The organism is Stenotrophomonas maltophilia group sp. RNC7 (assembly GCF_030910085.1).
Classification (GTDB): domain Bacteria; phylum Pseudomonadota; class Gammaproteobacteria; order Xanthomonadales; family Xanthomonadaceae; genus Stenotrophomonas; species Stenotrophomonas sepilia.
Genome location: NZ_JAVFVN010000257.1, coordinates 1 through 26,364, shown reverse-complemented (window position 1 = coordinate 26,364; position 26,364 = coordinate 1). Strand labels below are relative to the sequence as shown.

Annotated in this window: 22 protein-coding genes; 13 read left to right on the top strand and 9 right to left on the bottom strand. The window is 66.9% G+C overall.

Annotated elements, in window-relative coordinates:
* Positions 1 to 631: 631 nt before the first annotated feature.
* The 3 genes from RCF13_RS03355 to RCF13_RS03345 form a co-directional block, all read right to left on the bottom strand.
* Entirely contained in the window at positions 632 to 2,281 is a 1,650-nt protein-coding gene (locus RCF13_RS03355) for a phosphoethanolamine--lipid A transferase (protein WP_061479820.1), read from the bottom strand.
* The gene (locus RCF13_RS03350; RefSeq protein WP_061479819.1) at positions 2,278 to 3,045 is read right to left on the bottom strand and encodes a phosphatase PAP2 family protein; all 768 of its coding nucleotides are present in this window, start codon (positions 3,043 to 3,045) and stop codon (positions 2,278 to 2,280) included. The genes RCF13_RS03355 and RCF13_RS03350 overlap by 4 nt, the downstream gene beginning before the upstream one ends.
* Before the next feature lie 113 nt (positions 3,046 to 3,158).
* Complete coding sequence (locus RCF13_RS03345; protein ID WP_134968709.1) at positions 3,159 to 4,862, bottom strand: glycosyltransferase family 39 protein; 1,704 nt, start codon at positions 4,860 to 4,862, stop codon at positions 3,159 to 3,161.
* Between the two features lie 131 nt (positions 4,863 to 4,993).
* On the opposite strand from RCF13_RS03345, the gene RCF13_RS03340 reads away from it, so the two are divergent.
* The 3 genes from RCF13_RS03340 to RCF13_RS03330 all read left to right on the top strand — a co-directional run bounded on the left by RCF13_RS03340 (position 4,994) and on the right by RCF13_RS03330 (position 8,351).
* Positions 4,994 to 5,707, top strand: a complete 714-nt coding sequence (locus RCF13_RS03340) for a response regulator transcription factor (protein WP_061479817.1) — start codon at positions 4,994 to 4,996, stop codon at positions 5,705 to 5,707.
* The gene (locus RCF13_RS03335) at positions 5,694 to 6,980 is read left to right on the top strand and encodes a HAMP domain-containing sensor histidine kinase (protein WP_061479822.1); all 1,287 of its coding nucleotides are present in this window, start codon (positions 5,694 to 5,696) and stop codon (positions 6,978 to 6,980) included. The genes RCF13_RS03340 and RCF13_RS03335 overlap by 14 nt, the downstream gene beginning before the upstream one ends.
* A gap of 120 nt (positions 6,981 to 7,100) precedes the next feature.
* Positions 7,101 to 8,351 (top strand): DUF819 family protein, encoded by a 1,251-nt coding sequence (locus tag RCF13_RS03330; protein WP_005418276.1) that lies wholly within the window; start codon positions 7,101 to 7,103, stop codon positions 8,349 to 8,351.
* A 117-nt stretch (positions 8,352 to 8,468) separates the two neighbouring features.
* On the opposite strand, the gene RCF13_RS03325 is transcribed toward RCF13_RS03330, so the two are convergent.
* Both RCF13_RS03325 and RCF13_RS03320 read right to left on the bottom strand, forming a co-directional pair.
* On the bottom strand, positions 8,469 to 8,693 hold the full coding sequence (locus RCF13_RS03325; protein WP_005410613.1) for a CstA-like transporter-associated (seleno)protein: 225 nt from the start codon (positions 8,691 to 8,693) through the stop codon (positions 8,469 to 8,471).
* Positions 8,693 to 10,774 carry a carbon starvation CstA family protein gene (locus RCF13_RS03320; RefSeq protein WP_061479816.1) on the bottom strand — a complete coding sequence of 694 codons (2,082 nt, stop codon included), beginning with the start codon at positions 10,772 to 10,774 and terminating at the stop codon, positions 8,693 to 8,695. Before RCF13_RS03320 ends, RCF13_RS03325 begins: the two co-directional genes overlap by 1 nt.
* A gap of 215 nt (positions 10,775 to 10,989) precedes the next feature.
* Here RCF13_RS03320 and RCF13_RS03315 point away from each other — a divergent pair, with 215 nt between their 5' ends.
* Complete coding sequence (locus RCF13_RS03315) at positions 10,990 to 11,841, top strand: pirin family protein (RefSeq protein WP_053499689.1); 852 nt, start codon at positions 10,990 to 10,992, stop codon at positions 11,839 to 11,841.
* Between the two features lie 128 nt (positions 11,842 to 11,969).
* On the opposite strand, the gene RCF13_RS03310 is transcribed toward RCF13_RS03315, so the two are convergent.
* The 4 genes from RCF13_RS03310 to RCF13_RS03295 all read right to left on the bottom strand — a co-directional run bounded on the left by RCF13_RS03310 (position 11,970) and on the right by RCF13_RS03295 (position 17,105).
* On the bottom strand, positions 11,970 to 12,428 hold the full coding sequence (locus RCF13_RS03310) for a hypothetical protein (protein WP_032954397.1): 459 nt from the start codon (positions 12,426 to 12,428) through the stop codon (positions 11,970 to 11,972).
* Between the two features lie 196 nt (positions 12,429 to 12,624).
* The gene (aqpZ, locus tag RCF13_RS03305; RefSeq protein WP_057493448.1) at positions 12,625 to 13,344 is read right to left on the bottom strand and encodes an aquaporin Z; all 720 of its coding nucleotides are present in this window, start codon (positions 13,342 to 13,344) and stop codon (positions 12,625 to 12,627) included.
* Between the two features lie 121 nt (positions 13,345 to 13,465).
* On the bottom strand, positions 13,466 to 14,329 hold the full coding sequence (locus RCF13_RS03300; RefSeq protein WP_061479815.1) for a pirin family protein: 864 nt from the start codon (positions 14,327 to 14,329) through the stop codon (positions 13,466 to 13,468).
* A gap of 712 nt (positions 14,330 to 15,041) precedes the next feature.
* Positions 15,042 to 17,105, bottom strand: a complete 2,064-nt coding sequence (locus RCF13_RS03295) for a 3-hydroxyacyl-CoA dehydrogenase NAD-binding domain-containing protein (RefSeq protein WP_061479814.1) — start codon at positions 17,103 to 17,105, stop codon at positions 15,042 to 15,044.
* Between the two features lie 235 nt (positions 17,106 to 17,340).
* Between RCF13_RS03295 and rpoE the strand changes: the two genes are divergently transcribed.
* The 9 genes from rpoE to recO all read left to right on the top strand — a co-directional run bounded on the left by rpoE (position 17,341) and on the right by recO (position 25,993).
* Positions 17,341 to 17,961 (top strand): RNA polymerase sigma factor RpoE, encoded by a 621-nt coding sequence (gene rpoE / locus RCF13_RS03290; protein ID WP_005418256.1) that lies wholly within the window; start codon positions 17,341 to 17,343, stop codon positions 17,959 to 17,961.
* On the top strand, positions 17,958 to 18,839 hold the full coding sequence (locus tag RCF13_RS03285; RefSeq protein ID WP_231352243.1) for a sigma-E factor negative regulatory protein: 882 nt from the start codon (positions 17,958 to 17,960) through the stop codon (positions 18,837 to 18,839). Before rpoE ends, RCF13_RS03285 begins: the two co-directional genes overlap by 4 nt.
* A 74-nt stretch (positions 18,840 to 18,913) precedes the next feature.
* Complete coding sequence (locus RCF13_RS03280; RefSeq protein ID WP_154351221.1) at positions 18,914 to 20,446, top strand: DegQ family serine endoprotease; 1,533 nt, start codon at positions 18,914 to 18,916, stop codon at positions 20,444 to 20,446.
* Between the two features lie 182 nt (positions 20,447 to 20,628).
* Positions 20,629 to 22,422, top strand: coding sequence for a translation elongation factor 4 (lepA, locus tag RCF13_RS03275; protein WP_005418237.1), 1,794 nt, complete (start codon positions 20,629 to 20,631; stop codon positions 22,420 to 22,422).
* 54 nt (positions 22,423 to 22,476) lie between these two features.
* Complete coding sequence (lepB, locus tag RCF13_RS03270) at positions 22,477 to 23,271, top strand: signal peptidase I (protein ID WP_005418234.1); 795 nt, start codon at positions 22,477 to 22,479, stop codon at positions 23,269 to 23,271.
* Between the two features lie 37 nt (positions 23,272 to 23,308).
* Entirely contained in the window at positions 23,309 to 23,692 is a 384-nt protein-coding gene (locus RCF13_RS03265; RefSeq protein ID WP_014038086.1) for a DUF4845 domain-containing protein, read from the top strand.
* Positions 23,682 to 24,362 carry a ribonuclease III gene (gene rnc, locus RCF13_RS03260; RefSeq protein ID WP_061479811.1) on the top strand — a complete coding sequence of 227 codons (681 nt, stop codon included), beginning with the start codon at positions 23,682 to 23,684 and terminating at the stop codon, positions 24,360 to 24,362. The genes RCF13_RS03265 and rnc overlap by 11 nt, the downstream gene beginning before the upstream one ends.
* On the top strand, positions 24,359 to 25,255 hold the full coding sequence (era, locus tag RCF13_RS03255; RefSeq protein ID WP_005410599.1) for a GTPase Era: 897 nt from the start codon (positions 24,359 to 24,361) through the stop codon (positions 25,253 to 25,255). Before rnc ends, era begins: the two co-directional genes overlap by 4 nt.
* A gap of 18 nt (positions 25,256 to 25,273) precedes the next feature.
* Positions 25,274 to 25,993 carry a DNA repair protein RecO gene (gene recO / locus RCF13_RS03250; RefSeq protein ID WP_049447075.1) on the top strand — a complete coding sequence of 240 codons (720 nt, stop codon included), beginning with the start codon at positions 25,274 to 25,276 and terminating at the stop codon, positions 25,991 to 25,993.
* The last annotated feature ends 371 nt before the right edge of the window (positions 25,994 to 26,364 follow it).

Here is a 26,364-nt window from a genome sequence, read left to right as displayed (position 1 = left end):
GGGTGGGTCCCGGTGCGGGGGGCGCAGCAATTAACTCCAAGTAAACCCCGTCGCCCCAAACAATCGGCACAACCCCCCCCAACCCGACCCACCCCCCCATACACAGAAATTACCCAACTGTAGGAAAAAACCCATTCCCCGGGGGGTGTCGCGGCGGGGGGGCCCCCCCCCCCACGCCCCGCCCCGCCGCCCCCCCCCCCCCCCCCCCCCCCCCCGCCCCACCTCTGACAGATTCCGTGTGCTGTCGGTAGGTGTCGACCTTGGTCGACACATCTGTCAGATATCGAATGGGTCATCCACGCATGGCGTGGATCTACTGTGTCGACCAAGGTCGACACCCACCAGGGCAATGCGTCGTTCCGACAGATCGCGAAAATCTGTCGAAGGCGGGGTGGGGGCGGGGGGGGGGGGGGGGGGCCCCCGGAGGGGGGCGGCCCGCCTACAATGGAGGACATTGCGCCGGCCCCGCACTGCCCCCGGGCCCCCCCCCCCCCCCCCCCCCCCCCCCCCCCCCCCCCGCCAATCCACGGAATGCCAGCTTTTGCTTTTGCTGTTGCTGTCGCTGTCGAGGCTACCGGCCAGCGGCCGGCACTACCGCAGGTGCAGGGCTGCAAGCCCTGCCAAACACCCCTCAACCTTCGCAGTTGGCGAACACGTCGCGGTCGCGCTCGTACAGCGCCGTCTTAACCTGCATCAGGCCCAGCACCGACGGGAACAGGTTGTCGTGGTCGGTATAGGCCGCCGAACGCTTGCGCACGCACTGCAGGTCCAACCCACGGCTGCTGGCGAAGCCCGGCGAGAACCACATCGTCATCGGTACGCGGGTCTGCTCGGCCGGTGCGATCGCATACGGCACGCCATGCAGGAACAGGCCCTTCTCGCCCAGCGATTCACCATGGTCGGACAGGTAGATCATCGCCGTGTCGTAATCCTGCATGCCCTGCAGGGTAGCAATGGTCTTGCTCAGGAAATGATCGGTGTACAACACCGCGTTGTCATAGCTGTTGGTGATCTCGTCGCGCGAGCAGCGGCCGATGTCACGGGTGTCGCAGGTCGGGGTGAAGCGGCGGAACGCGGGCGGATAGCGCTCGAAGTAGGCCGGGCCGTGGTTGCCCAGCTGGTGCAGCACCACGACCCGGTCGCCGGGCTTGGCCCGCACCTGGGTGGCCAGGTCCTGCAGCAGGATCTCGTCCATGCAGCGGCCATCGGCGCACAGGCCGGGTGTGGTGGCGTCGGACAATGACTGGAAGTCCAGGCCCTCGCACACGCCCTTGCAGCCGGACTGGTTGTCACGCCACAGCGGCGCGATGCCGGCGCGGTTGAGTACGTGCAGCAGCGACTGGTGCGCACGGATCTTCTTCTCGTCGTAGTCGTGGCGGCCCCACGGCGAGAACAGGCACGGCAGCGAGACCTCCGTGCTGGTGCCGCAGGAATGCATGTCCGGGAAATTGATCACGCTGGCCTGCGCCAGTTCCGGGGTGGTGTTGCGGCCACCGTTGAGGCCCCAGTTCTGCGCACGCACGGTCTCGCCCATGACGATCACCAGCAGGCGCGGCTTGCTGGCCGGCGCTCGCGGAGTGGCCTTGGCGTCGGTGCCGATCGGCAGCTTCGGTGCGCGCTGCACCGGGTTGTCGCCACGCAGCGCACGCGGCATGCCCAGCAGCACGTTGGCCGGAGTGGCGAGGTAACGCACTTCGCGCTGGTTGCGCATCAGTGCCGAAACGTCCTGGAACGAGATCAACGCGCCGCCGACGGCAGTCACCGCCGACACCACCAGGAAGCCGAGGCGCCACAGCAGGCTGCGGCCCCAGCTGCGACGGCGCAGCTGCACGCGCCACAGCACGATCATCGGCAACACGGCCAGCAACAGGACCGGCCACAGCAGCGACACGGTCATCAACTCGCGGCTTTCCTTGGGGTCCGTCGCCAGCACGTTGCGCAGCATGTCCGCATCCAGGTAGATGTGGTAGCGGCTCATGTAGTGCGCGGCGAATGCGGTCACCAGCAGCAACAGGCTGATCACCACCTTGGCGTTCCAGCGCCAGACCAGGATGCCCAGCAGCACGCCGTGAGCACCCAGCAGCAACAGCAGCAGCGAAAGCGCGTAGCGCAGGCTGCCTGGATGGCTGGCCATCGCGCTGTGCCAGAACAGGCCATTGCCGGCCACCGCGAAGAACAGGCTGGTCAGCGCGATCAGCGCTTCGGTGGACAGCTGCGGCCGCCAGTGGCGCAGACCCGCAAGGGCGGGGAGGCGGGCGGGCCGTTGGACCGATGCGCTCATGCGTTGGCCTCCTGACGGTTGGCATGGTTCAGTTGACGGTGTGTCAGGACGCGCTTGACGATCAGATAGAGGCCGAGCGAAAGCAGCCAGCAGATCAATGCAGTGGCGACGTCATGCGAAAGGAAATGCGCTCCGCGCAGCTGCTGGCTGATGCCGAACACCAAACCGGCGCCGAGGCCGATCCACAACCCGGCCCAGCGCCACGACGGGCGCCATAGCAGGGCGAAGTAGTACAGGCACAGCCAGGCGTAGCCGGCACTGGCGTGCCCGGCCGGGAAGCAGGCCTGCGCGGCCATGCCAGCGGGGCGTGCGGTGAAAAGCCCGATAAATGGCTGGTGGCCGCCGTAGCGCAGCAAGTCCCAAGGGCATTCCATCGGCACCAGCGACTTCAGCAGGGAGATCACGCCGGTGCCCAGCGCCAGGGCAAGTACGACATAAAGCAGCGCCCACCGCAGGGTGTGATCGCGTCCTTTACGCCAGTGATGGAAGCACAGCAGGAGCACGACCAGCGCCGCCGCAGTGCTCAACCATTTACCGGCCTTGTGCACGACGCTGCGGGTGATCCAGGCGTCCTGTAGCACCCATCGGCTGCCCTCAAGGCGGAACAGGTGATCGGCCACCCACTGGTCGCCGCCGAACCCCATCAGCAGCGCAAACACGGGCAGACCGATTGCGACAGGCAGCCAAAAGTGAGTTACGGCGAATCTTGACGCCAGTGGCGATGTCGCAAGCGGCGCGATCGAATCAAGGGGACGAACGGGCATGCTGAGGGAAGGCGGGTTCGGGAATCCGCAGCCATGCTCGTCACCTGCATGTCGGAGAAGGGTCGGACGCTCGTTCGCGCCGGGTTAATGATTTCCCCGGCACGAGTCAACGTTCAGTCTTCTTCGGCGGTCGAGCCGGCCCGTTCGGCGTGGCATTGCGGGTCCCAGGCCGTACCGGGAAGCAGTTGCCAACGATTCCTGTTGGCCATGCCGATGTCGATCACCTTGGCCGGATCCACGCAGGGACTCATCGCCTCGTCCAGCACCAGCAGCCAGCGCTTGTCCGGCGCTTCGGCGAGCCAGGGGCCGGCATCGTGCCATTGCTCGGCCCAGGGCCGCTTGAAGCCGAACTCGCGTACCGGGCGGTCAGCCTGCAGCAGGTTCTGCTCGCGCCAGGCGACCAGCGCCAGTTCGGCGTCCGGACCGATCCGCGCGCCGACGCGGCGCATCAGCGCCGATGCCGACGCGTAGGGATCCAGTGCCGGGATCAGCACCAGGCCGTAGAGCATCCACAGCATGCCGTGGGTCAGCAGCACCAGTGTCGTGGCGCGGCGCACCCGCAACCAGACGGCCAACGTGGCCAGCGCGATGGCGAAGGTCAGCAGGCCGTCACCCAGCACCGGCAGCAGCGTATCGGGCATGGCCCGGCGTTCCAGTTGCGCCAAGGCCCACGGGTGCTCGGTCATCAGCATCACGCCGAGCACGCCGGTGGCCAGCATCAGCACCACGCTGTAGCCGAACAAATAGCGGCGCACGCACAGCCGGCGCAGCAAGCCCGGCAACAACGGCGCAACCGCCAGTGCCATCGCAGGCAGCATCGGCAGCACATAGACCTCGCGCTTGCCCGGGCTGGCACTGAAGAACACCAGCACCAGCAGCGCCCAGCCCAGCAGCAGCCACTGCCGGCGGTCGCCCCGGCGGATGCGGCGCCACCACGGCTTGAACAGCAGCGGCAGCAGCAGGCTGCCCGGCAGCCACAGGGTCAGGATCACCTGCAGGTAGTACCAGGCCGGTTGGCGATGGTGCCAGGCGTTGGCATAGCGGGTACCGGTCTGCTTGAACAACAGCTCATGCGCGTAGGCCTGCAGTTCGGCGCTGGGCGTGTGCAGCAGGGCCCAGCCCAGCGGCGCAAGCCACACCGACACGCCCAGCAGGAAGGCCGGGATCAGCCACAGCAGCGTTGCCGGGTGTGGGCCGTCAACGCTGCGCCCGCGGCGACGCTGGTACAGCCACCAGCCGAACCACGGCAGGACCATCAGCAGCGGCAGGAAACCCACGCCTTTGGTCACCGTGCCGAGGCCAGCGGCGAACCCCGCCAGCCACAAGGCAGCCAGGTTGCGGCGTTCGCACAGGTGGCGCATCAAGCCCCACAGGGCCACCGTGGTCATGCCGACCAGCACCATGTCGATCTGCGCGCGCTTGGCCATCAGGCCAAACTGCAGGGTGCAGAACAGCGCCGCCAGGGCGTACAGGGAATGCCGCGGTGACCACAGTCGGCGTGCCAGATCCGACACCAACCACAGGCTGAGCACGGCGCCCAGCAGCGACGGCAGCAGGAACGACCACTGCCAGCTGCCGACGATCTCGTAGGCCGCCGCCTGCAGCCACATGAAGACCGGTGGCTTCTCCGCATACAGCTCCACGCCCCGGTGCGGCAGCAGCCATTGCCCACTCTCGACCATGGTGCGGGCCGCCAGCACGAAGCGCGGCTCGTCCGGTGGCTGCGGCTGCCGAAGGCCGATCCCCGCTGCCAGCGCAGCAACGATCAACAGCCACAACAGGGGCAGGCGCCAACGGCGGGGCAGGGCTACGGGCACGGCAGGCTCCGGGAGCAAAAACGGCCATTCTGAGGTGGCGGGGGTTGGAAAAGCGTCAGAGGAGGCCGGGACGACCGCATTCCGACATGGGCAGCGCTACCATGGTACGAACTTCCGTGGATGTTTCGTGCATGCGTCTGTTGGTGATCGAGGACAACCGCCAGCTGGTGGCCAACCTGTTCGACTACTTCGAGTCGCGCGGGCACGTGCTCGACGTGGCCCCGGACGGCATCACCGGCCTGCACCTGGCCGGCAGCCATCCCTACGACGCGGTGATCCTGGACTGGATGCTGCCGCGCATGGAGGGGCCGGAGGTGCTGCGTCGCCTGCGCGCCGAGCAGGCTTCGGAGGTGCCGGTGATCATGCTGACCGCGCGCGACGAACTGCCGGACAAGATCACCGGCTTCCGCGCGGGTGCCGACGATTACCTGACCAAGCCGTTCGCCCTGCCCGAGCTGGAAGTTCGGCTGGAGGCGCTGCTGCTGCGTGCGCAGGGCCGGAACCCGCGCAAGCGCCTGCAGGTGGGCGACCTGGTGCTGGACCTGGCGACCCTCGAAGCCCAGCGGGGTGGTCAGGTGCTCCACCTCTACCCGGCCTGCCGCAAGCTGCTGGAGGTGCTGATGCGCGCCAGCCCCGGTGCGGTCACCCGCCAACAGCTGGAGTTCGCCCTGTGGGGCGACGAGCCACCGGATGGTGACCTGCTGCGCTCGCATGTCTATGAGCTGCGCCGCAGCGTCGATGGTCCGTTTGCCGACAAGCTGATCCACACCCTGCCGCGGGTTGGTTACCGCCTTGCGGTGACCGCGGCCGCCGATGCAGGCAAGGGTGATGATGAAGGCGCGTAGGCCGGGCCCGCTGTACCGGCGCGTGGTGTGGTGGTTGCTGGGCTACCTGGCCCTGCTGTCGATCGCTGTGTTCAGCGTCGGCAACTACGTGCACGAACACGCCGAACATGCCGCCTGGCGCGCGCTGCTCAATTCCGAACTGGACAGCATCGTCGAGCACGTCGAGCATGAACCGCACTATCGCTGGCAGGATTCGGACACGCTCAGCCTGTACCGCTTCGATGCAGTCAACCTGCCTGACAGCCTGCGTACGCTGCATCCGGGCCTTCACGACGGCGTGATGATCAAAGGCCGGGAGACGGCGGTGATGGTGCGCGAGACCCGGTCGATGGGACGGGTCGCGCTGGCGCTGGACATCTCCGATTTCCATGACCTGGAGCAGTTCGCCACGCGCTGGGTGATGCTGGCCGGGGTGATCATGATCTTCGTCACCGTGCTGATGGCGTCCTTCGGCATGGAACGCATGGTGCGCCCGTTGAGCCTGCTGGCCCAGCACATCGGCGCATTGCGGCCGGGCGTTCAGGGCCAGCGCATCGAGGTCGACCCGCGCGGCAGTTCCGAGCTGCACACCATCGCCGATGCGCTGAACGACTACCTGGACCGCAACGAGCAGTTCGTCGAGCGTGAGCGGGTCTTCATCAGTACCGCCAGCCACGAACTGCGCACGCCGATCGCAGTGATGACCGGTGCAGCCGAGCTGGCGCTGGAGCAACCGGGCCTGCCCGAACGTGCCCGCCAACAGATGCAGCGGGTGCTGCGCACGGCACAGAGCGTGGAGCAGCTGATCGAGCTGCTGCTGGTGCTGGCGCGTGATCCCGCGCGCCTGGCCGCACGTGCCGAGCGCATCGCACTGGACCAGCTGCTGCCGGAGATCGTCGACGACCATCGCTACCTGCTCGGCGACAAGGACCTGAGCATCGGCATCCAGGCTGCGCCGGTGGATATCGTCGCGCCGCTGGCGGTGGTGCAGGCGGCGATCGGCAACCTGCTGCGCAATGCCATCGAAAACAGCGGCCGCGGCCATATCGAGCTGCAGCTGAGTTCGTCGGCGGTACTGACCCTGCAGGACCCCGGGCACGGGATGAGCCCGGAGGAGATCGCGGCGATCCACGCGCGCATGGCCCGCGGCGAGCGTGCCGATCGAGGCAGTGGCATCGGCCTGGATCTGATCGCGCGGCTGTGCGAGCACCTGGGCTGGACGCTGCAGTTGCAGCCCCGCCAACCGCGCGGGACGCGTGTCACCCTGGACTTCGGCGCTTCGCGCCCCGCTTGATCGGACGGCCGACCTGCTCCGCGCTGCGGCATGACCCGACGTGAAGACAGTGTTAATCTCGACCTGCGCCGCTTCATGCGGCGCTTTTTTTTCCCGCTCCTTCGATCGACAGAGGATCCCATGCCGACCGAACCCGCTACTGCCCTGATCAGCAACGATATCGTTGGACTGGGCCTGATTGCCGCCACCCTGGCCCTGATCTTCTGGGCCGCCAGTGGTCCGACCCCGCTGTTGAAGAAGATCTTCGCCTGGGTGCCGGCACTGCTGCTGTGCTACTTCATCCCCGCCATCTACAACACCGCCGGTGTCATCGATGGCCACAACACCTCGCTGTACAACCCGGTCGCGCGTGACGTGCTGCTGCCGGCCGCGCTGGTCCTGCTGACGCTGTCGATCGACCTCAAGGGCGTCATCAAGCTGGGGCCGAAGCTGTTGCTTGTGTTCTGTGCCGGTACCGCTGGCATCATGCTCGGTGCGATCGTCTCCTTCCAGCTGATGAAGCTGATCCATCCGGAAACGGTGGCCGGTGATACCTGGGCCGGCATGGCCGCGCTGGCCGGCAGCTGGATCGGTGGCGGCGCCAACATGGTCGCCATGCGCGAAGTGTTCGGCACCGATGCCACCACCTTCGGGCAGTTCGCCGTGGTCGACGTGGCCTGCGCCAGCCTGTGGATGGCGATCCTGCTGTTCCTGGCCAACCGCGCGCAGCAGATCGACACCCGCAACGGGGCCGATACGCGCGCCATCGACGAGATGAAGGCACGCATCAGCGCCTACGAGGCACAGAACGCGCGCATTCCCAGCATGACCGACCTGATGGTGATCGTCGGCGTGGCACTGGGTGGCGTCGGCCTGGCTCACGCCATCGCCGCACCGCTGTCGGGCTGGTTCAAGGCCAACGTCAGCTGGGCCAGCCAGTTCAGCCTGGACAGCCAGTTCGTGTGGGTGATCCTGCTGTCCACGGCGATGGGCCTGGGCCTGAGCTTCACCCGTGCGCGCCGGCTGGAAGCCGCAGGCGCTTCGCGGTTGGGCACGGTGTTCCTGTACTTCCTGATCGCCTGCATCGGCATGCAGATGAACCTGCTGTCGCTGCTGGATCGGCCGTGGCTGTTCCTGCTCGGCGCGATCTGGATGGCTACGCATGTGCTGGTGCTGTGGGTGGTGGCCAAGCTGCTGCGCGCGCCGTTGTTCTTTTTCGCGATCGGTTCGCAGGGCAACATCGGGGCGGCCGCCTCGGCTCCCGTGGTGGCCGCGGCCTTCCATCCGACGCTGGCGCCGGTGGGGGTGCTGCTGGGGACGGTGGGCTATGCCACCGGTACCGGGTTGGCCTATGTCACCGGCCTGATCCTGAAGTGGATGGCCGGCGCCTGAGTTCTGACCGGACGTTCCTGTTGCGGGTTCGCGGCGTGCGCCGCGAACCCGCTCTGCCCGTGTAGGGCCGAGCACGCGCTCGGCCTTCTTTTGCCTGCGAAAAGGCCGTCCCGGCCCTCAACAGCAGCGGCCACCATTGCGTCCGCCGTAGCGCGCTTCCTGGCGCTCGCGGAAGAACGTCTTGTAGTCCATCGGCTCCTGGTCCGGATGCTTTTCCAGCATATGCCGGACGTAGTTGTCGTAATCAGGAATGCCACAGCACAGTCGTGCGGTCTGCACCAGGCGCCGCCAGATGCGGCGGTGCGCCTGGTACTGGCCGGCGGGAACCAGTTGCGTACTCATCACAGATCCACCATTTCATGCGGCTTCAGCGCCACGTAAGGGGTCTCGCGGTCGCTGCGCTGCGGATTGCGGCGTGCCGCCAGGATGGTCTTGATCGAATACACCAGGACTGCGCCCACCACCAGCAGGAACAGCGCGGTCAGGCCGGTATTGACGTAGGCGTTGACCACGATCTGCTTCATCTGCGCCACCGACTTGGCCGGCGCCGTGATCGTGTCGCTGGCGAGCGCGGCCTGGAACTTGTGTGCCTGTGCCAGGAAACCCTGCGCCGGGTTGCTGTCGAAGATCTTGATGAAGCCGGCATAGGTGGTGCAGATCAGCAGCCACACCGCCGGTACCGCAGTGACCCACGCATAGCGGTCGCGCTTCATCTTGAACAGCACTACCGTGCCCAGCATCAGCGCGATACCGGCCAGCATCTGGTTGGAGATGCCGAACAACGGCCACAAGGTCTGGATGCCGCCGAACGGATCGACCACACCGGTGTAGAGCAGGTAGCCCCACAGCGCCACGCAGCCGGCGGTGCCGATGATGTTGGCGGTCCACGACTCGGTCTTCTTCAGCGCCGGGACGAAGTTGCCCAGCAGGTCCTGCAGCATGAAGCGTCCGGCACGGGTGCCGGCGTCCACCGCGGTCAGGATGAACAATGCTTCGAACAGGATCGCGAAGTGGTACCAGAACGCCATCATTGCGTCGCTGCCACTGGGGATCGCTTCGTGCAGGATCTGCGCGATGCCCACCGCGAGTGTCGGTGCGCCACCTGCACGATGCAGGATGGTCGGCTCGCCGATCGCCGCCGCGGTCGCGGTCAGCTGCTCCGGCGTGATGGTGAAGCCCCAGGTGTTGGTGATGTAGTGCGCCGCCGACGCCGCATCGGCGCCGATCACCGCCGCCGGGCTGTTCATCGCGAAGTAGATGCCTGGATCGATGATCGAGGCCGCGACCAGCGCCATCACCGCCACGAACGATTCCATCAGCATGCCGCCGTAGCCGATGTAACGCATGTGCGCTTCATTGGCCAGCAGCTTCGGCGTGGTGCCGGAGGAGATCAGCGCATGGAAACCAGAGACCGCACCGCAGGCGATGGTGATGAACAGGAACGGGAACATGCCGCCCTTCCACACCGGGCCGTCGCCACTGGCGGCGAACTGGGTCAGCGCCGGCATCTTCAGTTCCGGCATCACGATCAGGATGCCGACGGCCAGCGCGATGATCGTGCCGATCTTGAGGAAGGTCGACAGGTAGTCGCGCGGGGCCAGCAACAGCCACACGGGCAGCACCGATGCGACGAAGCCGTAGCCGATCAGCATCCAGGTGATCTGGGTGCCGGTGAACGTGAACGCCGGGCCCCACACTGGGTCGGCGGCGACCTTGCCGCCGTACCAGATCGCGGCCAGCAGCAGGATCAGGCCGACCACCGAGATCTCGCCGATCTTGCCGGGGCGGATATAGCGCATGTACACGCCCATCAGGATGGCGATAGGCATCGTCGCGATTACCGTGAACATGCCCCACGGGCTTTCGGCCAGCGCCTTGACCACCACCATCGCCAGCACCGCCAGGATGATGATCATGATCAGGAACGCACCGAACAACGCGATGGTGCCAGGTACCTGGCCCATCTCTTCTCTTACCAGGTCGCCCAGCGAACGGCCGTTGCGACGGCTGGACAGGAACAGCACCATGAAGTCCTGCACCGCACCGGCCAGCACCACGCCCACCACCAGCCACAGCAGTCCAGGCAGGTAGCCCATCTGCGCGGCCAGGACCGGGCCGACCAGCGGGCCTGCGCCGGCGATGGCGGCAAAGTGGTGGCCGAACAATACGTGCTTGTTGGTCGGCACGTAGTCCAGGCCATCGTTGTTGATCACCGCCGGCGTGGCCCGGGTCGGATCCAGCTGCATCACCCTGTTGGCGATGAACAGGCTGTAGAAGCGGTAGGCCACCAGGTACAGCGAAACCGCGGCGACGACGATCCACAGCGCATTGATGTGTTCGCCGCGGCGCAGGGCCACGGTGCCCAGACAGAAGGCGCCGAGCAGGGCGAGGGCCGCCCAGCCTATTTTGGAAAACCCTTTCATGAGGTGCTCTCTCCCGGAAAGACAGTCAAAGAGTCCCGCGTGCCCTCGACAGGGTCAATTGGCACAGGACGAATCGGCGGTAGTACTTTGGTCGTACGCTTGTTGTGCTGACGTGCAGCGAACATCAGGGATGGAACAATCGGTTGCGGCGCCGTCCATTGGCGTGTGGCCGTGCGGCGTCCATCTTCAGTGGCATCCATCCAACAGGAGTCGCCATGAGCTTTCCCGAACCGGTCCGCGTGCTGCGGACCATCCGTGGCATGCCCACCTCCGACGGTGCCGGCGTGCGCCTGACCCGCGTCATCGGTGGCCCGACGCTGCCCGACCTCGATCCGTTCCTGCTGCTTGATGAATTCGGCACCGACCGCGCCGAGGACTACATCGCCGGTTTCCCGGAGCATCCGCACCGCGGATTCGAGACCGTCACCTACATGCTCGACGGGCGCATGCGGCATCGCGACAACCATGGCAACGAAGGCCTGCTGACCCCGGGCAGCGTGCAGTGGATGACCGCTGGCCGCGGCCTGGTGCACTCGGAGATGCCCGAGCAGGAAAGCGGGCAGATGCGTGGCTTCCAGCTGTGGGTGAACCTGCCGGCAAAGGAGAAGATGACCGAGCCGAAGTACCAGGAGTTCGCGCCTGAGCGGATTCCCGTGGTGCACCCGGAAGCGGGCGTGGAGGTGAAGGTGATCGCTGGCACGGTCGATGGCACCCGCGGCCCGATCGTGCAACCGGCCACCGACCCGCTCTACCTCGACATCACGTTGGCGCCCGACCGTGCCTGGACCTACGCGCTGCCGGAAGGGCACAACGCCTTTGCGTATGTGTTCGAAGGTGGCGTGACTGTGGGTGAGCAGGACGCCGCGCGCGACGTCGCTCGCCAGGAACTGGCGGTGCTGGGCGGTGGCGAGCAGTTGCACATCTCGGCCGGCAATGAAGGCGCGCGCCTGATCCTGGTGGCTGGCCGTCCGCTGCGCGAACCGGTGATGCGCCACGGGCCGTTCGTGATGAACACGCGGCAGGAACTGATGCAGGCCTTCGTCGATTTCCAGGAAGGCAAGTTCTGACGTAGTACCGGCCGCTGGCCGGAAACTGCCTCGCCTGGAGGCGGATCGGGGTGCCGGCCAGCGGCCGGCACTACCGTTGGATCGGGTCGCGCCGCGGGGATGCTGCCAGGCAGTCATCCCCGTCATCCTCAGCGCCCGGCGGCCACGGCCGACGGGGTCAGGCTCATGCCCTGCGCCAGCTGTTGCAGTGACCCCAGCTCCTGCGCGCTGTCCGGATACAGCGAAATCTGCGCGTAACGCCCCTTGTCGAGCTTGACCACGCTGATGCGCCGTTCGGCATACCCCGGCGGTTGCTGGCCGCCCAGGTCGGGCTGGTACCAGTACAGCGATTCACCGCCGAAGCTGCCTTTTTCCTGCCGCAGCGAGCGGTTCAGCGGAATGGACGGGTCACGCGCGCTGAGCATCAGGCTCAGCACTTCCCGGCCATCAGGGGTGCTGGCGCGGCAGACCAGGAAATCGGCCTGCACCTGCTGCTGCCACTGCAGACCGCTGCTGGCCGGTAGCGAAGGACATTCGGACGGCGCCTGCGCGGCGGCGTGGGCCGCAGCGAAAAGCAGGCTCGACAACATGACAGGCACGAACTTCATGCATCCCCCAAGGTGATGAATTGGTTGGCTTCGCCAGCAGAGCCGGCGACCATGGCATCCCATCCCCGGACGCCCCCCATCCGGCATGTGCACGGACGGTCAACTCAACCTTAACGGAACGTGAGCAATCGCACAATTCGCGGTTGCAAGCGCAACCATTGCGGCCGAGGGTCGGCCGCAATGGTTGCTGCGGAGATCAGCGGTCGTTGCCGATCCACTTGTAGATCAGGCCACCGATCGCGCCACCCAGCAACGGGGCGACCCAGAACAGCCACAACTGGCTGACCGCACCGCTGCCGGCGAAGAAGGCCACGGCCGTGGAGCGGGCCGGGTTCACCGACGTGTTGGTGACCGGGATGCTGATCAGGTGGATCAGGGTCAGCGACAGGCCGATCGCCAGCGGGGCGAACCCGGCCGGTGCCTTGCCGTGGGTGGAACCCATGATCACGATCAGGAACACCGCCGTCAGTACCACCTCGCACAGGAAGGCGGCCGCAACGCTGTAACCACCGGGCGATAGCGCGCCATAGCCATTGCTGGCGAACGCTCCGGCCTGGCTGCCGTCGATGGCGAAGCCACTGGCGCCGGAGGCGATCTGCAGCAGGATGAAGCCGGCCAGCAGGCCGCCGGCGACCTGGGCGATGATGTACGGCACCAGGTCCCTGGTCGGGAAGCGACCACCGGCCCACAGGCCGACGCTGACCGCCGGATTGAAGTGCGCACCGGAGATATGGCCGAACGCATAGGCGCCGGTCACCACGGTCAGGCCGAAGGCGAGCGCCACGCCGAGGAAGCCGATACCCAGCGGATTGCCGTCACCACCGAACTTGGCGGCCAGCACCGCGCTGCCACAGCCACCCAGAACCAGCCAGAACGTGCCGAGGAATTCGGCGGACAAGCGTTTACCCATGCTCATGTGTTGCACTCCTTTGACGGTCGAAAGTGTGATTTATGTCACATTTCAATGATCAGCGGGTGACTGTAGCGTCAACGCCGGGTGCAGGAATACACCCTCGGCTGTGTGCAACACGCGATGCTCAGTACTGCGGCAGCGGGATGAACTCCTTGTCGTCGCCGGGGATGGTGCCGAAGCGACCGGCTTCCCAATCGTGCTTGGCCTGCTCGATACGCTCCTTCGAGCTGGACACGAAGTTCCACCACAGGTGGCGCGGGCCATCCAGCGGCTCGCCACCGAACAGCATCGCCTTTACCGGTGTCTTTGCGCGCAGGCGGCCGCGTGCGCCGGCTTCGGGGATGACCAGGTGCTGTGCGGGGATGTCCACGCCATCCAACTGCGCATCGCCCTCAAGGATGTACAGCGCGCGCTCGCGGTGGCCGTCGTCGATGTCGATTTCCGCGTCCGCGTCCAGATCGATCGCCACATTGAGCGTATCGGCGAACACTTTCACCGGCGATTCCTCGCCATAGGCGCGGCCAGCGATCACCCGCAGCCAGGCGCCGTTGCGGCGCTGCTCGGGCAGGGTGGCCGCGGCATGGTGATAGAACGCCGGCTCGATTTCCTCGTGCGATTTCGGCAGCGCGACCCAGGTCTGCATGCCGTGGATCGGGTTGTCATGGTCGCGGTCCGGTTGCGGTGTTCGCTCGGAATGGGCAATGCCGCGACCAGCGGTCATCCAGTTGACGTCACCGGGACGGATCACCTGGTCCGATCCAAGTGTGTCGCGGTGGCCGATCGCGCCCGACCACAGGTAGGTGACCGTGGCCAGGCCGATATGCGGATGCGGGCGCACGTCGATGGCGGTGCCGGGGTGCATCAGTGCCGGGCCCATCTGGTCGACGAACACGAACGAACCGATGCTGCGGGCCTGCAGGGTGGGGACGGCGCGACGGACTTCGAGGCCGCCGATGTCGTGCACGCGCGGAGCGATGATGGTGGTCATGCGGGCGTTCTCGCTGGCAGGGATCAGGCGATCAGCATCGCATGCGGCTGTGACGGGGACATGCCTCGTATGGGTAACAGGGTGTTCCAGCCAACGGCGCAGCCCCTCGTGGCTGGTTGCTTGGTCGCTGACGGCACAAGCACAAGCCGTGCTTGGCCGGGGGGGGGGGGGGGGGGGGGGGGGGGGGGGGGCGCGGGCGGGGGGGGGGGGGGCGGGGCCGCGGAGGGGGGGGCGCCCCCCCCCACCCCCCCCCGCCCGGCCCCTGACAGTTTCCGTGTGCGTCCAGCCACGGAGAAGAAAAAAAGAAAATCAAGATCAAACGCCGGTCGCTTCGCTCGCGTCCACGCGTGGTTCAAGCGTTTCGACCAAGGTCGACACCTACCAGCCATCGCAGTTCACCAACCGTCACCGGGAAACTGTCTGGGTGGGGCGGTGTGGGCTTGCAGGACCGTTGGCGCCATAGATGGCGCCATCGAGCCCCCATGGGTGAGGGCGCTTTGCTTGCGAAGCACTGCTTTGCAAGCGCCCGAACGCACAGCCGCCAGCGGCTGGGCCGGACCGCGGAGCGGGGTTTACGGCGTGTCCTGCCTGCCCACACCGTCCCGCCCAACAAACAGAAAAGCCAGAGCCGGCTGTTGCTCCGGCTCTGGCTTTGGCTTTTGCTTCGGCGGTTGCCTCTGCGGGTGCCGGGCCGCAGGCCCGGCCGATGAACTCAGACCACCGGTTCGCGCAGGACGGGGTTGTCCCAGCCCGGGCGCGGGGCGAAACGGTCGCCGTGGCGCTGCTGCAGCGCCTTCAACCGCTCGACGATCACATCGGCACCGACCGCACGGATGTGCTGGATCGGACCGCCGCGGAACGGAGCGAAACCGGTGCCGAAGATCACGCCGGCATCCAGCAGGTCCGCATCGGCCACCACGCCTTCGTGCAGGCACGCCACTGCCTCGTTCAACAGCGGCAGGATCAGGCGGTCTTCCAGGTCGGCCGGGGCCTGGTAGTCGCTGGCCACGTCCGGCTTCTTCGGCTTGCCGTTTTCCCAGGTGTAGATGCCCTGGCCATCCTTCTTGCCACGCTTGTCCGGTTCCACCGTCTGCAGCGCGGCCGGAATCTGCAGGCCCAGGAACGGCGCCAGTTCGCGGCCGACACCGGCGGCCACGTCCAGGCCGACGGTATCGATCAGTTCGATCGGGCCCATCGGCATGCCGAACTTCACGGCGGCCTTGTCGATCACCGGGCCCGGGATGCCTTCGGCGTAGGCGGTGGCGGCTTCCAGCATGTACGGGAACAACACGCGGTTGACCAGGAAGCCCGGGCTGCCGGCCACCGGCACCGGGAACTTGCCCAGCGCCTTGCAGAACGCGGCCAGGCGGCGCTCGGTCTCCGGCGCCATGCCATCGTGGTGGATGATTTCCACCAGCGGCATCTGTGCTACCGGGTTGAAGTAGTGCAGGCCGGCGAACTGCGCCGGGCGCTGGATGTGATCGCGCAGTTCCACCAGTGGAATCGACGAGGTATTGGTGGTCAGCAGGGCGTCCTGCTTCATCTTCGGTTCCAGCGTCTGGTACAGCGCACGCTTGGCTTCCGGGTTCTCGATGATCGCCTCGATCACCAGATCCGCTTCGGCAACCCCATTGCCTTCCAGGTCGGCACGCAGGCGTGCGGCCACGGCGGGGCGCTTGCTTTCGTCGCGCACCTTCTTGGCAAACAGCGCCTGCGCGCGTTCCATGGCCGGGTCGATGAAGCGCTGCTCGCGGTCCTGCAGGGTCACCTCGAAGCCCTTGTAAGCGGCCCACGCGGCGATGTCGCCGCCCATCACGCCGGCGCCGACCACGTGCACGTGACGGATGCCGGAATCACCACTGCCCAGGCCCTTCAGTCGCTCGGTGAGGAAGAAGATACGGATCAGGTTGCGCGCGGTCGGTGTACTGGCCAGCTTCACCACGGCGCGCCGCTCGGCGTCCAGGCGGGCCTGGATCGGCTTGCCGCCACTGCGTTGCCAGGTGCTGATCAGCGCGTACGGCGCCGGGTACTGGTCCTTCTTCGCCTTGCGTGCGACCTGCTTGACCATCTGCGGCGCCAGCAGCCTGCGCGCCAGCCAGGTGTTGGTGGCCCACGCCGTCGCGCGCTGCTTGAACGGGCGGGTGGTGCCGGACAGCGCCAGCGCGACGGCGGTGTCGAGCACCACCGCTGGCGCCACCACCTTGTCGACCAGGCCGATGCCACGCGCGGCCGAGGCCGACAGGGTGCGGCCGGTCAGCATCATGTCCATCGCCGCCGGTGCACCCACCAGTTGCGGCAGGCGGGCGCTGCCGCCCCAGCCCGGGAAGATGCCCAGCTGGGTTTCCGGCAGGCCGATGCGGGTGCTGCTGTCATTGGACGCCACGCGGTAGCGGCAGGCCAGCGCCAGTTCGGTGCCGCCGCCCAGGCAGTGGCCGTGGATCGCCGCAACGGTGGGGCAGGGCAGCTCGGCCAGCTTCTGATAGGTCGCCTGGCCACGACGGATCGCGTCGTTGACAGTGCCACGACGGTCGAATTCCTGGAACTCCTTCAGGTCGGCACCGGCAATGAAGCCGGCCTTCTTCAGTGACTGGACCACCACGCCTTTGGGTGGGTCCAGCGCGATGCGCTCAAGCAGGTCGCCCAGCTCCAGCAGCACGTCCTGCGACATCGCGTTGACGCTGCTGTCCTGACGATCCAGGGAGAGAACCACCACGCCGTCGTCGCGGATCTCGGGGTGCCAGTGGCTGAAGCGGAGACCATCGAAGCCTGAGAGCATGGACGTTCCATCCGGTTGTGTATGGAGAAGCGGCTATGATCCAGAGGTTGTTTCCCCCGCGTCAAATCCCAATAGCAGGGGAGTGGCGCCCCCGGATCCATGGCCGTGGACCGGGACGCTAACGGAACGGTGGTTAAAAGCTGGTGCGGCGCCAGGTGATCGGCGACTGAACTTTTCCCGGGATTGGCAGTCTCATTGCCCGACGTCGGTTGGGCTGACAGGAGTGCGGCCCCTCATGGCCGAGGTTGATACACCACAGGAGCTGGATCTGGAACTGGTCCGGCGCGTGCAGCACGGCGAGAGTGCCGCCTTCGATGTCCTGGTGCGCAAGTACCAGCATCGGGTGGTGGCCCTGGTCGGTCGCTACATCGCCGACTGGAGCGAATGTCAGGACGTCGCCCAGGACACTTTCATCCGTGCCTACCGCGCGATCGGGAGTTTCCGTGGCGATGCCCAGTTCTCAACCTGGTTGCATCGAATCGCCGTGAATACCGCCAAAAACTACCTGGCTTCACACAATCGACGGCCGCCGACCGATGACATCGACATCGGCGATGCCGAACAGTTCGACAGTGGTACGCGCCTGCGTGACACCGACACGCCCGAACGCGAGTTGATGCGCCAGGAGCTGGAACAGACGGTGATGAAGGCCGTCAACGCGCTGCCGGAAGAACTCCGGTCAGCGATCACCCTGCGCGAGGTGGAAGGCCTGAGCTACGAGGATATCGCGCAGAAGATGGGGTGCCCGATCGGCACGGTGCGTTCACGGATCTTCCGGGCGCGCGAGGCGATCGACACCGAACTCCGGCCGCTGCTGGACATCGGCAGCGCCACCCGTGAGAAGAGCCGCGTATGACCAGTAACCCGTTCAACGAATCGCAGAACCATCAATCGCCCGCCGGGCAGCGCCTGGACCAGCGCCATCGCGAGCAGCTGTCGGCCCTGGTCGATGGCGAGCTGGGCGCCGATGAAGCGCGTTTCCTGCTGCGCCGGATGGAGCACGACCCCGAGCTGGCCGGTTGCCAGGAGCGCTGGCAGCTGCTGGGCGACGTGATGCGCGGGCAGGCGTCGGCACTGGCTCCGGCCGGGTTCAGTGCCGCCGTGGCTGCCGCCATCGCGGCCGAGCCGGCGCCACAGGCCGAGCCGCGTCGCCAGGTACGTCGCAGTGGCTGGCGGGCCTGGGGCGGCGGCGCCGCCCTGGCCGCGTCGGTGGCCGCCGTCGCGCTGTTCATCGGCGGCGAGAAACTGAAGGAGGCCACGCCGGGTGAACCGCTGGCGCCGCAGGTGATCGCCAGCCAGGCGGAACTGCCGCCGGCGCCAACCGCGCCGGCCCCGGTGACCGAAGCATCGGTGGATGCCGCCGCGATGGCCGTGGCGGCGGCGCCGGCTGTGGCGATGGCTGCCACCAGCCGTCGCCAGGACGCCCGCCGCGCCAGTGCAACCCGCAGCCAGCAGGCCGCGCGTGCCGCCCAGCGCGATGACGCTCCGCAGCGCGCCATCGCCGCCCTGCAGGCACCGCTGGCTCCGGCCGTACCGGCCAACGCCAACCACGACCTGCCATTCGGTGAGGTCGGCGGGCTGCAGGCCCGGCCGTGGCCGCGCTCCAGCCTGGCGCCGACCGCGGGTGGTGCGCTCAATGCCAGTTTCCCGGCCCGCGCCGGCGGTGCCGCGTTCTACCCGTTCGAGCCGCGCCTGCAGGACGACCTGCCGGTGCCGCCGCGCCCGCGCGACTGAGCCGGGCGCCTTCACGCCCCGCCGTCGGCGGGGCCCGTATTCCTCTTTCCATCCGACCCGGAGGTTGCCGTCCGATGACTCCCCGACTTCGCACGCAGGCCATTGGCCTGCTGGCCCTGACCCTTCCCCTGGTGGCCTGCGCGCAGGCGCCGGCGCCTGCCGCCCCGGCCCAGCCTGCGCCGGCCGCGGCGCCGCGGGCGCCTGCACAACCGCTGGTCAGTGGCTTGCCTGACTTCACCAACCTGGTCGAACAGGTCGGCCCGGGCGTGGTCAACGTCGACACCACCATCGTCCGCAACAACCGCCAGGCCTCGCGCGGCCCGATGGGCGACGATGACATGCCGGAGTTCTTCCGCCGCTTCTTCGGCCCTGACTTCCCGATGCCGGGGCAGGGGCCGGGTGGGCAGGATGGCGGTCCCAGCATCAAGGGGCGTGGCATGGGATCGGGCTTCATCATCTCGCCCGATGGCTATGTGCTGACCAACTACCACGTGGTGGCCGACGCCAGCGATGTGAAGGTCAAGCTGGGCGACAGCCGCGAGTTCACCGCCAAGGTGGTGGGCAGCGACCAGCAGTACGACGTGGCCCTGCTCAAGATCGATGGCAAGAACCTGCCAACCGTGCGCGTGGGCGATTCCAACACCCTGAAGCCGGGCCAATGGGTTGTCGCGATCGGCTCGCCGTTCGGCCTCGACCATTCCGTTACCGCCGGCGTGGTCAGCGCCGTCGGTCGCAGTACGGGGGGGCCGGACCAGCGCTACGTGCCATTCATCCAGACCGACGTGGCGATCAACCAGGGCAATTCCGGTGGGCCGCTGCTGAACACCCGCGGCGAAGTGGTCGGCATCAACTCGCAGATCTTCTCGGCCTCCGGTGGCTACATGGGCATCAGCTTCGCGATCCCGATCGACCTGGCGATGAGCGCGGTCGAGCAGATCAAGAAGAGCGGCAAGGTCACCCGCGGCCAGCTCGGCGCGGTGGTCGAACCGATCGATTCGCTGAAGGCGCAGGGACTGGGCCTGCCAGACAGCCGCGGCGCGCTGGTCAACCAGATCGTGGCCGGCAGTGCGGCCGCCAAGGCCGGCGTGCAGGTGGGCGATGTCATCCGCTCGGTCAACGGTAGCGCGGTCAACAGCTGGTCCGACCTGCCGCCGCTGATCGGTGCGATGGCGCCGGGCAGCAAGGTGAACCTGGTGGTTTACCGCGACGGCAAGCCGCATGAGCTCAGTGCCACGCTGACCGCACTGAGCGAGGACGGGCAGGCCAATGCCCGCGGGCCGTCGGCTGGCGGTGGCGAGGCGGCTCCGCAGACCGGTGCCAACGCCCTGCTGGGGCTGGATGTCAGCGACCTGAACGCGGCCCAGCGCAAGCAGTTGGGGCTCAACGGCAATGAAGGCGTGCGCATCACCGGGGTCAAGGGCCAGGCGGCACGCGATGCCGGCCTGTCGCCGGGCATGGTGATCCTGCAGGTCGGCCGCACTGCGGTCGGCAGCGTGGATGCCCTGAACCGGGCGTTGTCCAGCTTCAAGAAGGACGACGTGGTGATGCTGCTGGTCCGCACGGCCAACGGCAACAGCGCCTTCGTGGCGGTGAAGGCCGGCCAGTAAGGCTCCTGCCGGGGCCGCTTCGGCGGCGCCGGCGCGGCCCCCGAAGCCCCGCCCCGGCGGGGCTTCGGCCGTTCTGGCCCCGGCCCGATGAGGCAGTTTTCGCGGCCGGGCGCCGGGCATGCGATAATCGACCGTTACCCTGACGACGCCGCGCGCCGCCGCCACCTATGTCTTCTGATTCGATGCGGAACATCCGCAACTTCTCCATCATCGCCCATGTCGACCACGGCAAGTCCACGCTGGCCGACCGCATCATCCAGCTCTGTGGTGGCCTGCAGGCCCGCGAGATGGAAGCGCAGGTGCTCGACTCCAATCCCATCGAGCGCGAGCGTGGCATCACGATCAAGGCGCAATCGGTGTCACTGCCGTACCTGGCCAAGGACGGGCAGACCTATCACCTGAACTTCATCGACACCCCCGGCCACGTCGACTTCTCCTATGAAGTCAGCCGCTCGCTGGCCGCCTGCGAAGGCGCGCTGCTGGTGGTCGATGCGGCGCAGGGCGTGGAAGCGCAGTCGGTAGCCAACTGCTATACCGCAGTGGAGCAGGGCCTGGAAGTGGTGCCGGTGATCAACAAGATCGACCTGCCCACCGCCGACATCGAGCGCGCCAAGGCCGAGATCGAGGCCGTGATCGGCATCGACGCTTCCGACGCCGTGCCGGTCAGTGCCAAGACCGGCCTCAACGTGCAGGACGTGCTGGAGGCGATCGTCCATCGCATCCCGCCGCCGGTGCCGCGCGACACCGACAAGCTGCAGGCGCTGATCATCGACTCGTGGTTCGACAACTACCTGGGCGTGGTCTCGCTGGTGCGCGTGATGCAGGGCGAGATCAAGGCCGGTGACAAGCTGCAGGTGATGTCGACCGGCCGCAACCACCAGGTCGACAACGTCGGCGTGTTCACTCCCAAGCGCAAGGTGCTGCCGGCGCTGCGTGCCGGTGAAGTGGGCTGGGTCACCGCCAGCATCAAGGACGTGCATGGTGCGCCGGTTGGCGACACGCTCACCCTGGCCGGCGATCCGGCGCCGAAGCCGCTGCCGGGCTTCCAGGAAATGCAGCCGCGCGTGTTCGCCGGCCTGTTCCCGGTCGATGCCGAGGACTACCCGGACCTGCGCGAAGCGCTGGACAAGCTGCGCCTGAACGATGCCGCGCTGCGTTTCGAGCCGGAAAGCTCCGAAGCGATGGGCTTCGGCTTCCGCTGTGGCTTCCTGGGCATGCTGCACATGGAGATCGTGCAGGAGCGCCTGGAACGCGAATACAACCTGGACCTGATCAGCACCGCGCCGACGGTGGTGTATGAGGTCCTGAAGACCGACGGCTCGGTCATCAACATGGACAACCCGGCCAAGCTGCCGCCGGTGAACCAGGTCGAGGAGATCCGCGAGCCGATCATCCGCGCCAATGTGCTCACTCCCGAGGAATACATCGGCAACATCATCAAGCTGTGCGAAGAAAAGCGCGGCAGCCAGATCGGCATCAACTACCTGGGCAGCCAGGTGCAGATCAGCTACGAGCTGCCGATGGCCGAGGTGGTGCTGGACTTCTTCGACAAGCTCAAGTCGGTCAGCCGTGGCTATGCCTCGCTGGACTACCACTTCGTGCGCTTCGACGCCGGCCCGTTCGTGCGCGTCGACGTGCTGATCAACGGTGACAAGGTCGACGCACTGTCGCTGATCGTGCACCGCAGCCACGCCGACCGCCGTGGCCGCGAGCTGTGCGAGAAGATGAAGGACCTGATCCCCCGGCAGATGTTCGACGTGGCCATCCAGGCTGCCGTCGGCTCGCAGATCATCGCCCGCACCACGGTCAAGGCGATGCGCAAGAACGTGCTGGCCAAGTGCTATGGTGGCGACGTCTCGCGCAAGAAGAAGCTTCTGGAAAAGCAGAAGGAAGGCAAGAAGCGCATGAAGCAGGTCGGCCGCGTGGAGATCCCGCAGGAAGCGTTCCTGGCCGTGCTGCAGATGGACAACAAGTAAGCCCGCACCGGCCTCGCTGGGCCGGTCGTCTGGTGACGTTGCAAAGGACCCTGAATGAAACTGTTTGAGATCCTCCTGGTCGTGCTGACCCTGGCCTCGGGCCTGATCCTGCTCGCCGACAAGCTGTACCTCGCCAAGCGCCGCGCCCAGCGCGCGGGCCTGCTCGACACCGAGCCGGTGCTGGTGGACTACTCGCGTGCATTCTTCCCGGTGCTGGCGATCGTGCTGATCGTGCGCAGTTTCATCGCCGAGCCGTACAAGATCCCGTCCAGCTCGATGATGCCGAACCTGCTGATCGGCGATTTCATCCTGGTCAACAAGTTTTCCTACGGCCTGCGCCTGCCGATCAGCAACACCAAGATCGTCCCCTTCGGCGAGCCGTCGCGCGGCGACGTGGTGGTGTTCCACTTTCCCGGCCACAGCGACAACGACCCGGCCAAGGGCGAGAACTTCATCAAGCGCGTGATCGGCGTGCCGGGTGACACCGTGGTCTTCGAAGGCGACGGCGTGATCCTCAATGGCGAACCGCTGAAGTACGACAACAAGGGCATCTATGCCGGCCACAAGGGCCAGGGCGAGGGCGCCAACCTGCTGGTCGAGCACCTGCCGGGCCGTACCCATACCGTGCTGGAGACCGACTATCCGCGTGGCCAGGGCCAGTGGACCGTACCGGCCGGCAAGTATCTGGTGATGGGCGACAATCGTGACAACAGCGACGATGGCCGCTTCTGGGGCCTGCTGCCGGAAGAAAACCTGCGCGGCAAGGCCTTCCTGATCTGGCTGAACTGCCAGGGCTGGTTCTGCAAGGATGGCTTCGAGCCGTCGCGGATCGGCTCGAGCATCAACTGAGTACCTTCACATCCAACGCGTATCTGGGGAGAACGCAATGAAGACGATGAACACGCAGCGTGGCATGACCCTGACCTCGTTCCTGGCGGTCCTGATCGTGGTGGGTTTCTTCCTTTACATCGGCATGAAGCTGTTCCCGATGTACCAGGAGTATTACGCGGTGCGCTCGGCGATGAAGAGCCTGGCCAAGGAGCCGGGTGTGGGCAGCATGGAGCCGGCCCGGATCCAGGATCTGTTCTTCAAGCGCCTGTACATCAATTACTCGGAAAACGTGAAGCCGGCCAACGTGAAGTTCGACCGTCGCGACAATGGCTGGACCCTCAAGGTCAACTACGAAGTGCGCCGTCCGCTGGTCGGCAACCTGGACGTGGTTGGCAAATTCGATTCATCCCAGGACCTGACCCGAAGCGGTGCCGAATAAACCTTTCCAACGTGGTGACCTGATCGGTCATCCCTTCCGCGACCCGGCGCTGCTCAAGCAGGCGCTGACGCATCGTAGCGCCGGTGCGCCACACAACGAGCGCCTGGAGTTCCTGGGCGACAGCATCGTCAACATGATGGCGGCCGAGGCGTTGTACCGACGCTGGCCCAAGGCTGACGAGGGCGCGATGACCCGTGCCCGCGCCGAACTGGTGCGTGAGGGCGCGCTGGCGGTGATTGGACGTAGCCTGGAGCTGGGCGAGCGGCTGATCCTGGGCCCGGGCGAAATGAAGTCCGGTGGCCACCGTCGTGATTCGATCCTGGCCGACGCGGTGGAAGCCGTGGTGGCTGCGATCTACCTGGACGCCGGTTTCGAGGCCTGCCGGGCGGTGGTACTGCCCTGGTTCAGCGCTTCGATCGAGGCACTGCCGGCCTCCGGCCGACCCGAGAAGGACCCCAAGACCCGCCTGCAGGAATGGCTGCAGGCCCGACAGAAGCCGTTGCCGCAGTATGAACTGGTGTCAGAATCCGGTGACGACCACGCCAAGCACTTCCGGGTACGCTGCAACGTAGCCGACCCGGCCGCCAGCACCGAGGGCGAAGGCGCCTCGCGGCGGCTTGCCGAACAACAGGCGGCTGCGGCCGTCCTAGAACAACTGGATTCCAAGTGAGCGAACAAACTCCCCATCATTGCGGCAGCGTGGCCGTCATCGGCCGCCCGAACGTGGGCAAGTCGACCCTGACCAATGCCCTGGTCGGCGCCAAGGTCAGCATCGTCTCCAACCGTCCGCAGACCACGCGCCATCGCCTGCTGGGCATCGCCACCTATCCGGAAGGCCAGCTGGTGCTGGTCGACACCCCCGGCCTGCACAAGGTGCAGAAGCGTGCGATGAACCGGGTGATGAATCGCGCCGCGCGTGGCTCGCTGGAAGGCGTCGATGCCGGCCTGCTGGTGATCGAAGCCGGTCGCTGGGATGAAGAGGACAGCCTGGCGTTCAACGTGCTGCGCGACGCCGGCATCCCGGTGGTGCTGGTGGTCAACAAGATCGATCGCCTGAAGGAAAAGGGCGCGTTGCTGCCGTTCCTGCAGCAGGTGACCGAGGGTCGCGACTTCGCCGCCGTGCATCCGATCTCCGCGCAGAAGCGCAACGGCCTGGAAGCGCTGGTGCGCGACGTGCTGAAGCTGCTGCCGGAAGCCCCGCCGATGTTCGGCGAGGATGAGATCACCGACCGCAGCCAGCGTTTCCTGGCCGGTGAACTGGTGCGTGAGCAGCTGATGCGCCAGCTCGGCGAGGAACTGCCCTACGCCACCACTGTCGAGATCGAGCGCTTCACCGAGGACGGCAACCTGCTGCGCATCGGTGCGGTGATCTGGGTCGAGCGTGAAGGCCAGAAGGCCATCGTGATCGGCAAGGGCGGCGCTCGCCTGAAGGAGATCGGCGCCAAGTCCCGCCTGCAGATGGAGCGTCTGTTCGGGGCCAAGGTGTTCCTGGAAACCTGGGTGCGCGTGCGTGAAGGCTGGTCCGACGACGAGGCCGCGCTGAAGGCCTTCGGTTACGAGTAAGGCGTTGTAGTCGCTTCGATGATGATCGAGGACGACACCGGCTTCGTGCTGCATGCACGGGCCTACCGCGAGACCAGCCTGCTGGTCGAAGTGTTGAGCGCGCAGCATGGCCGTATCGGCCTGCTTGCGCGTGGCGTGTCCACTGCCAAGGGCCAGGTGCTGCGCGCCGCCCTGCAGCCGTTGCAGTGGATCCGCTTCAGTGCCCAGCAGCGGGGGGAACTGGCCCAGCTGCGTGGCGCCGAGGCGCTGGATGCCGCGCCACGCCTGGTCGGGCAGGCGATGCTGGCCGGTTTCTACCTGAGCGAATTGACCCTGCGCCTGGCCCCGCGCCAGGACCCGCTGCCGGAGCTGTACCTCGCCTACGGCGAGGCGCGTGCGCGGCTGGCGGTGGGCGCTGGCCTGGCCTGGACCCTGCGCCGTTTCGAACGCGAGCTGCTGTCTGCACTGGGCCTGGGTTTCGAGCTGGACAGCGCCAGCGATGGCCAGCCGATCGACCCGGCGGCACGCTACGAACTGGACCCGCAGGAGGGTGCGCAGCGCCTGCTGAGCGAGCGCGGTGGGGAGCGCCGGGCAGCCGCCACCGGGTCGGCGCTGTTGGCGCTGGCGGCTGACGAAGAGCCGGATGCCGCCGATCTGGCCAGCCTGCGCCTGCCGATGCGGCGGGTGCTGGCCCATCACCTGGGGCCACGCGGCCTGAAGTCCTGGGAAATGCTCGAGCAGCTCGCGCCCCGCAGGTAGGGGGTGTTCGGCAGGGCTTGCAGCCCTGCACCTGCAGAGTCAACGTCAACGGCAGAAGCTGGCTATCCGTGGGGAGGCGGGGTGGGTCCGGTTGAGGGGGGCGCTACAAGTACCCCTCCGGGGCCCGGCCCAGCCGCTGGCGGCTGTGCGTTCGGGCGCTTGCGAAGCAGTGCTTCGCAAGCAAAGCTCCCTCACCCATGTAAGCTCGGTCGCCGCATCCATGCGGCTCACTGATCTGGCCCCCTGAAAACGGACGCCATGAAGCCGTTTCAGGCGGCAGCCCGGAGCTGCCGGGCGTAGTTGTTAGGCGAGTGGTAGCCCAGCGCCGAGTGTAGCCGGGCTGGATTGTAGAAGCCGTGGATGTAAGCAGC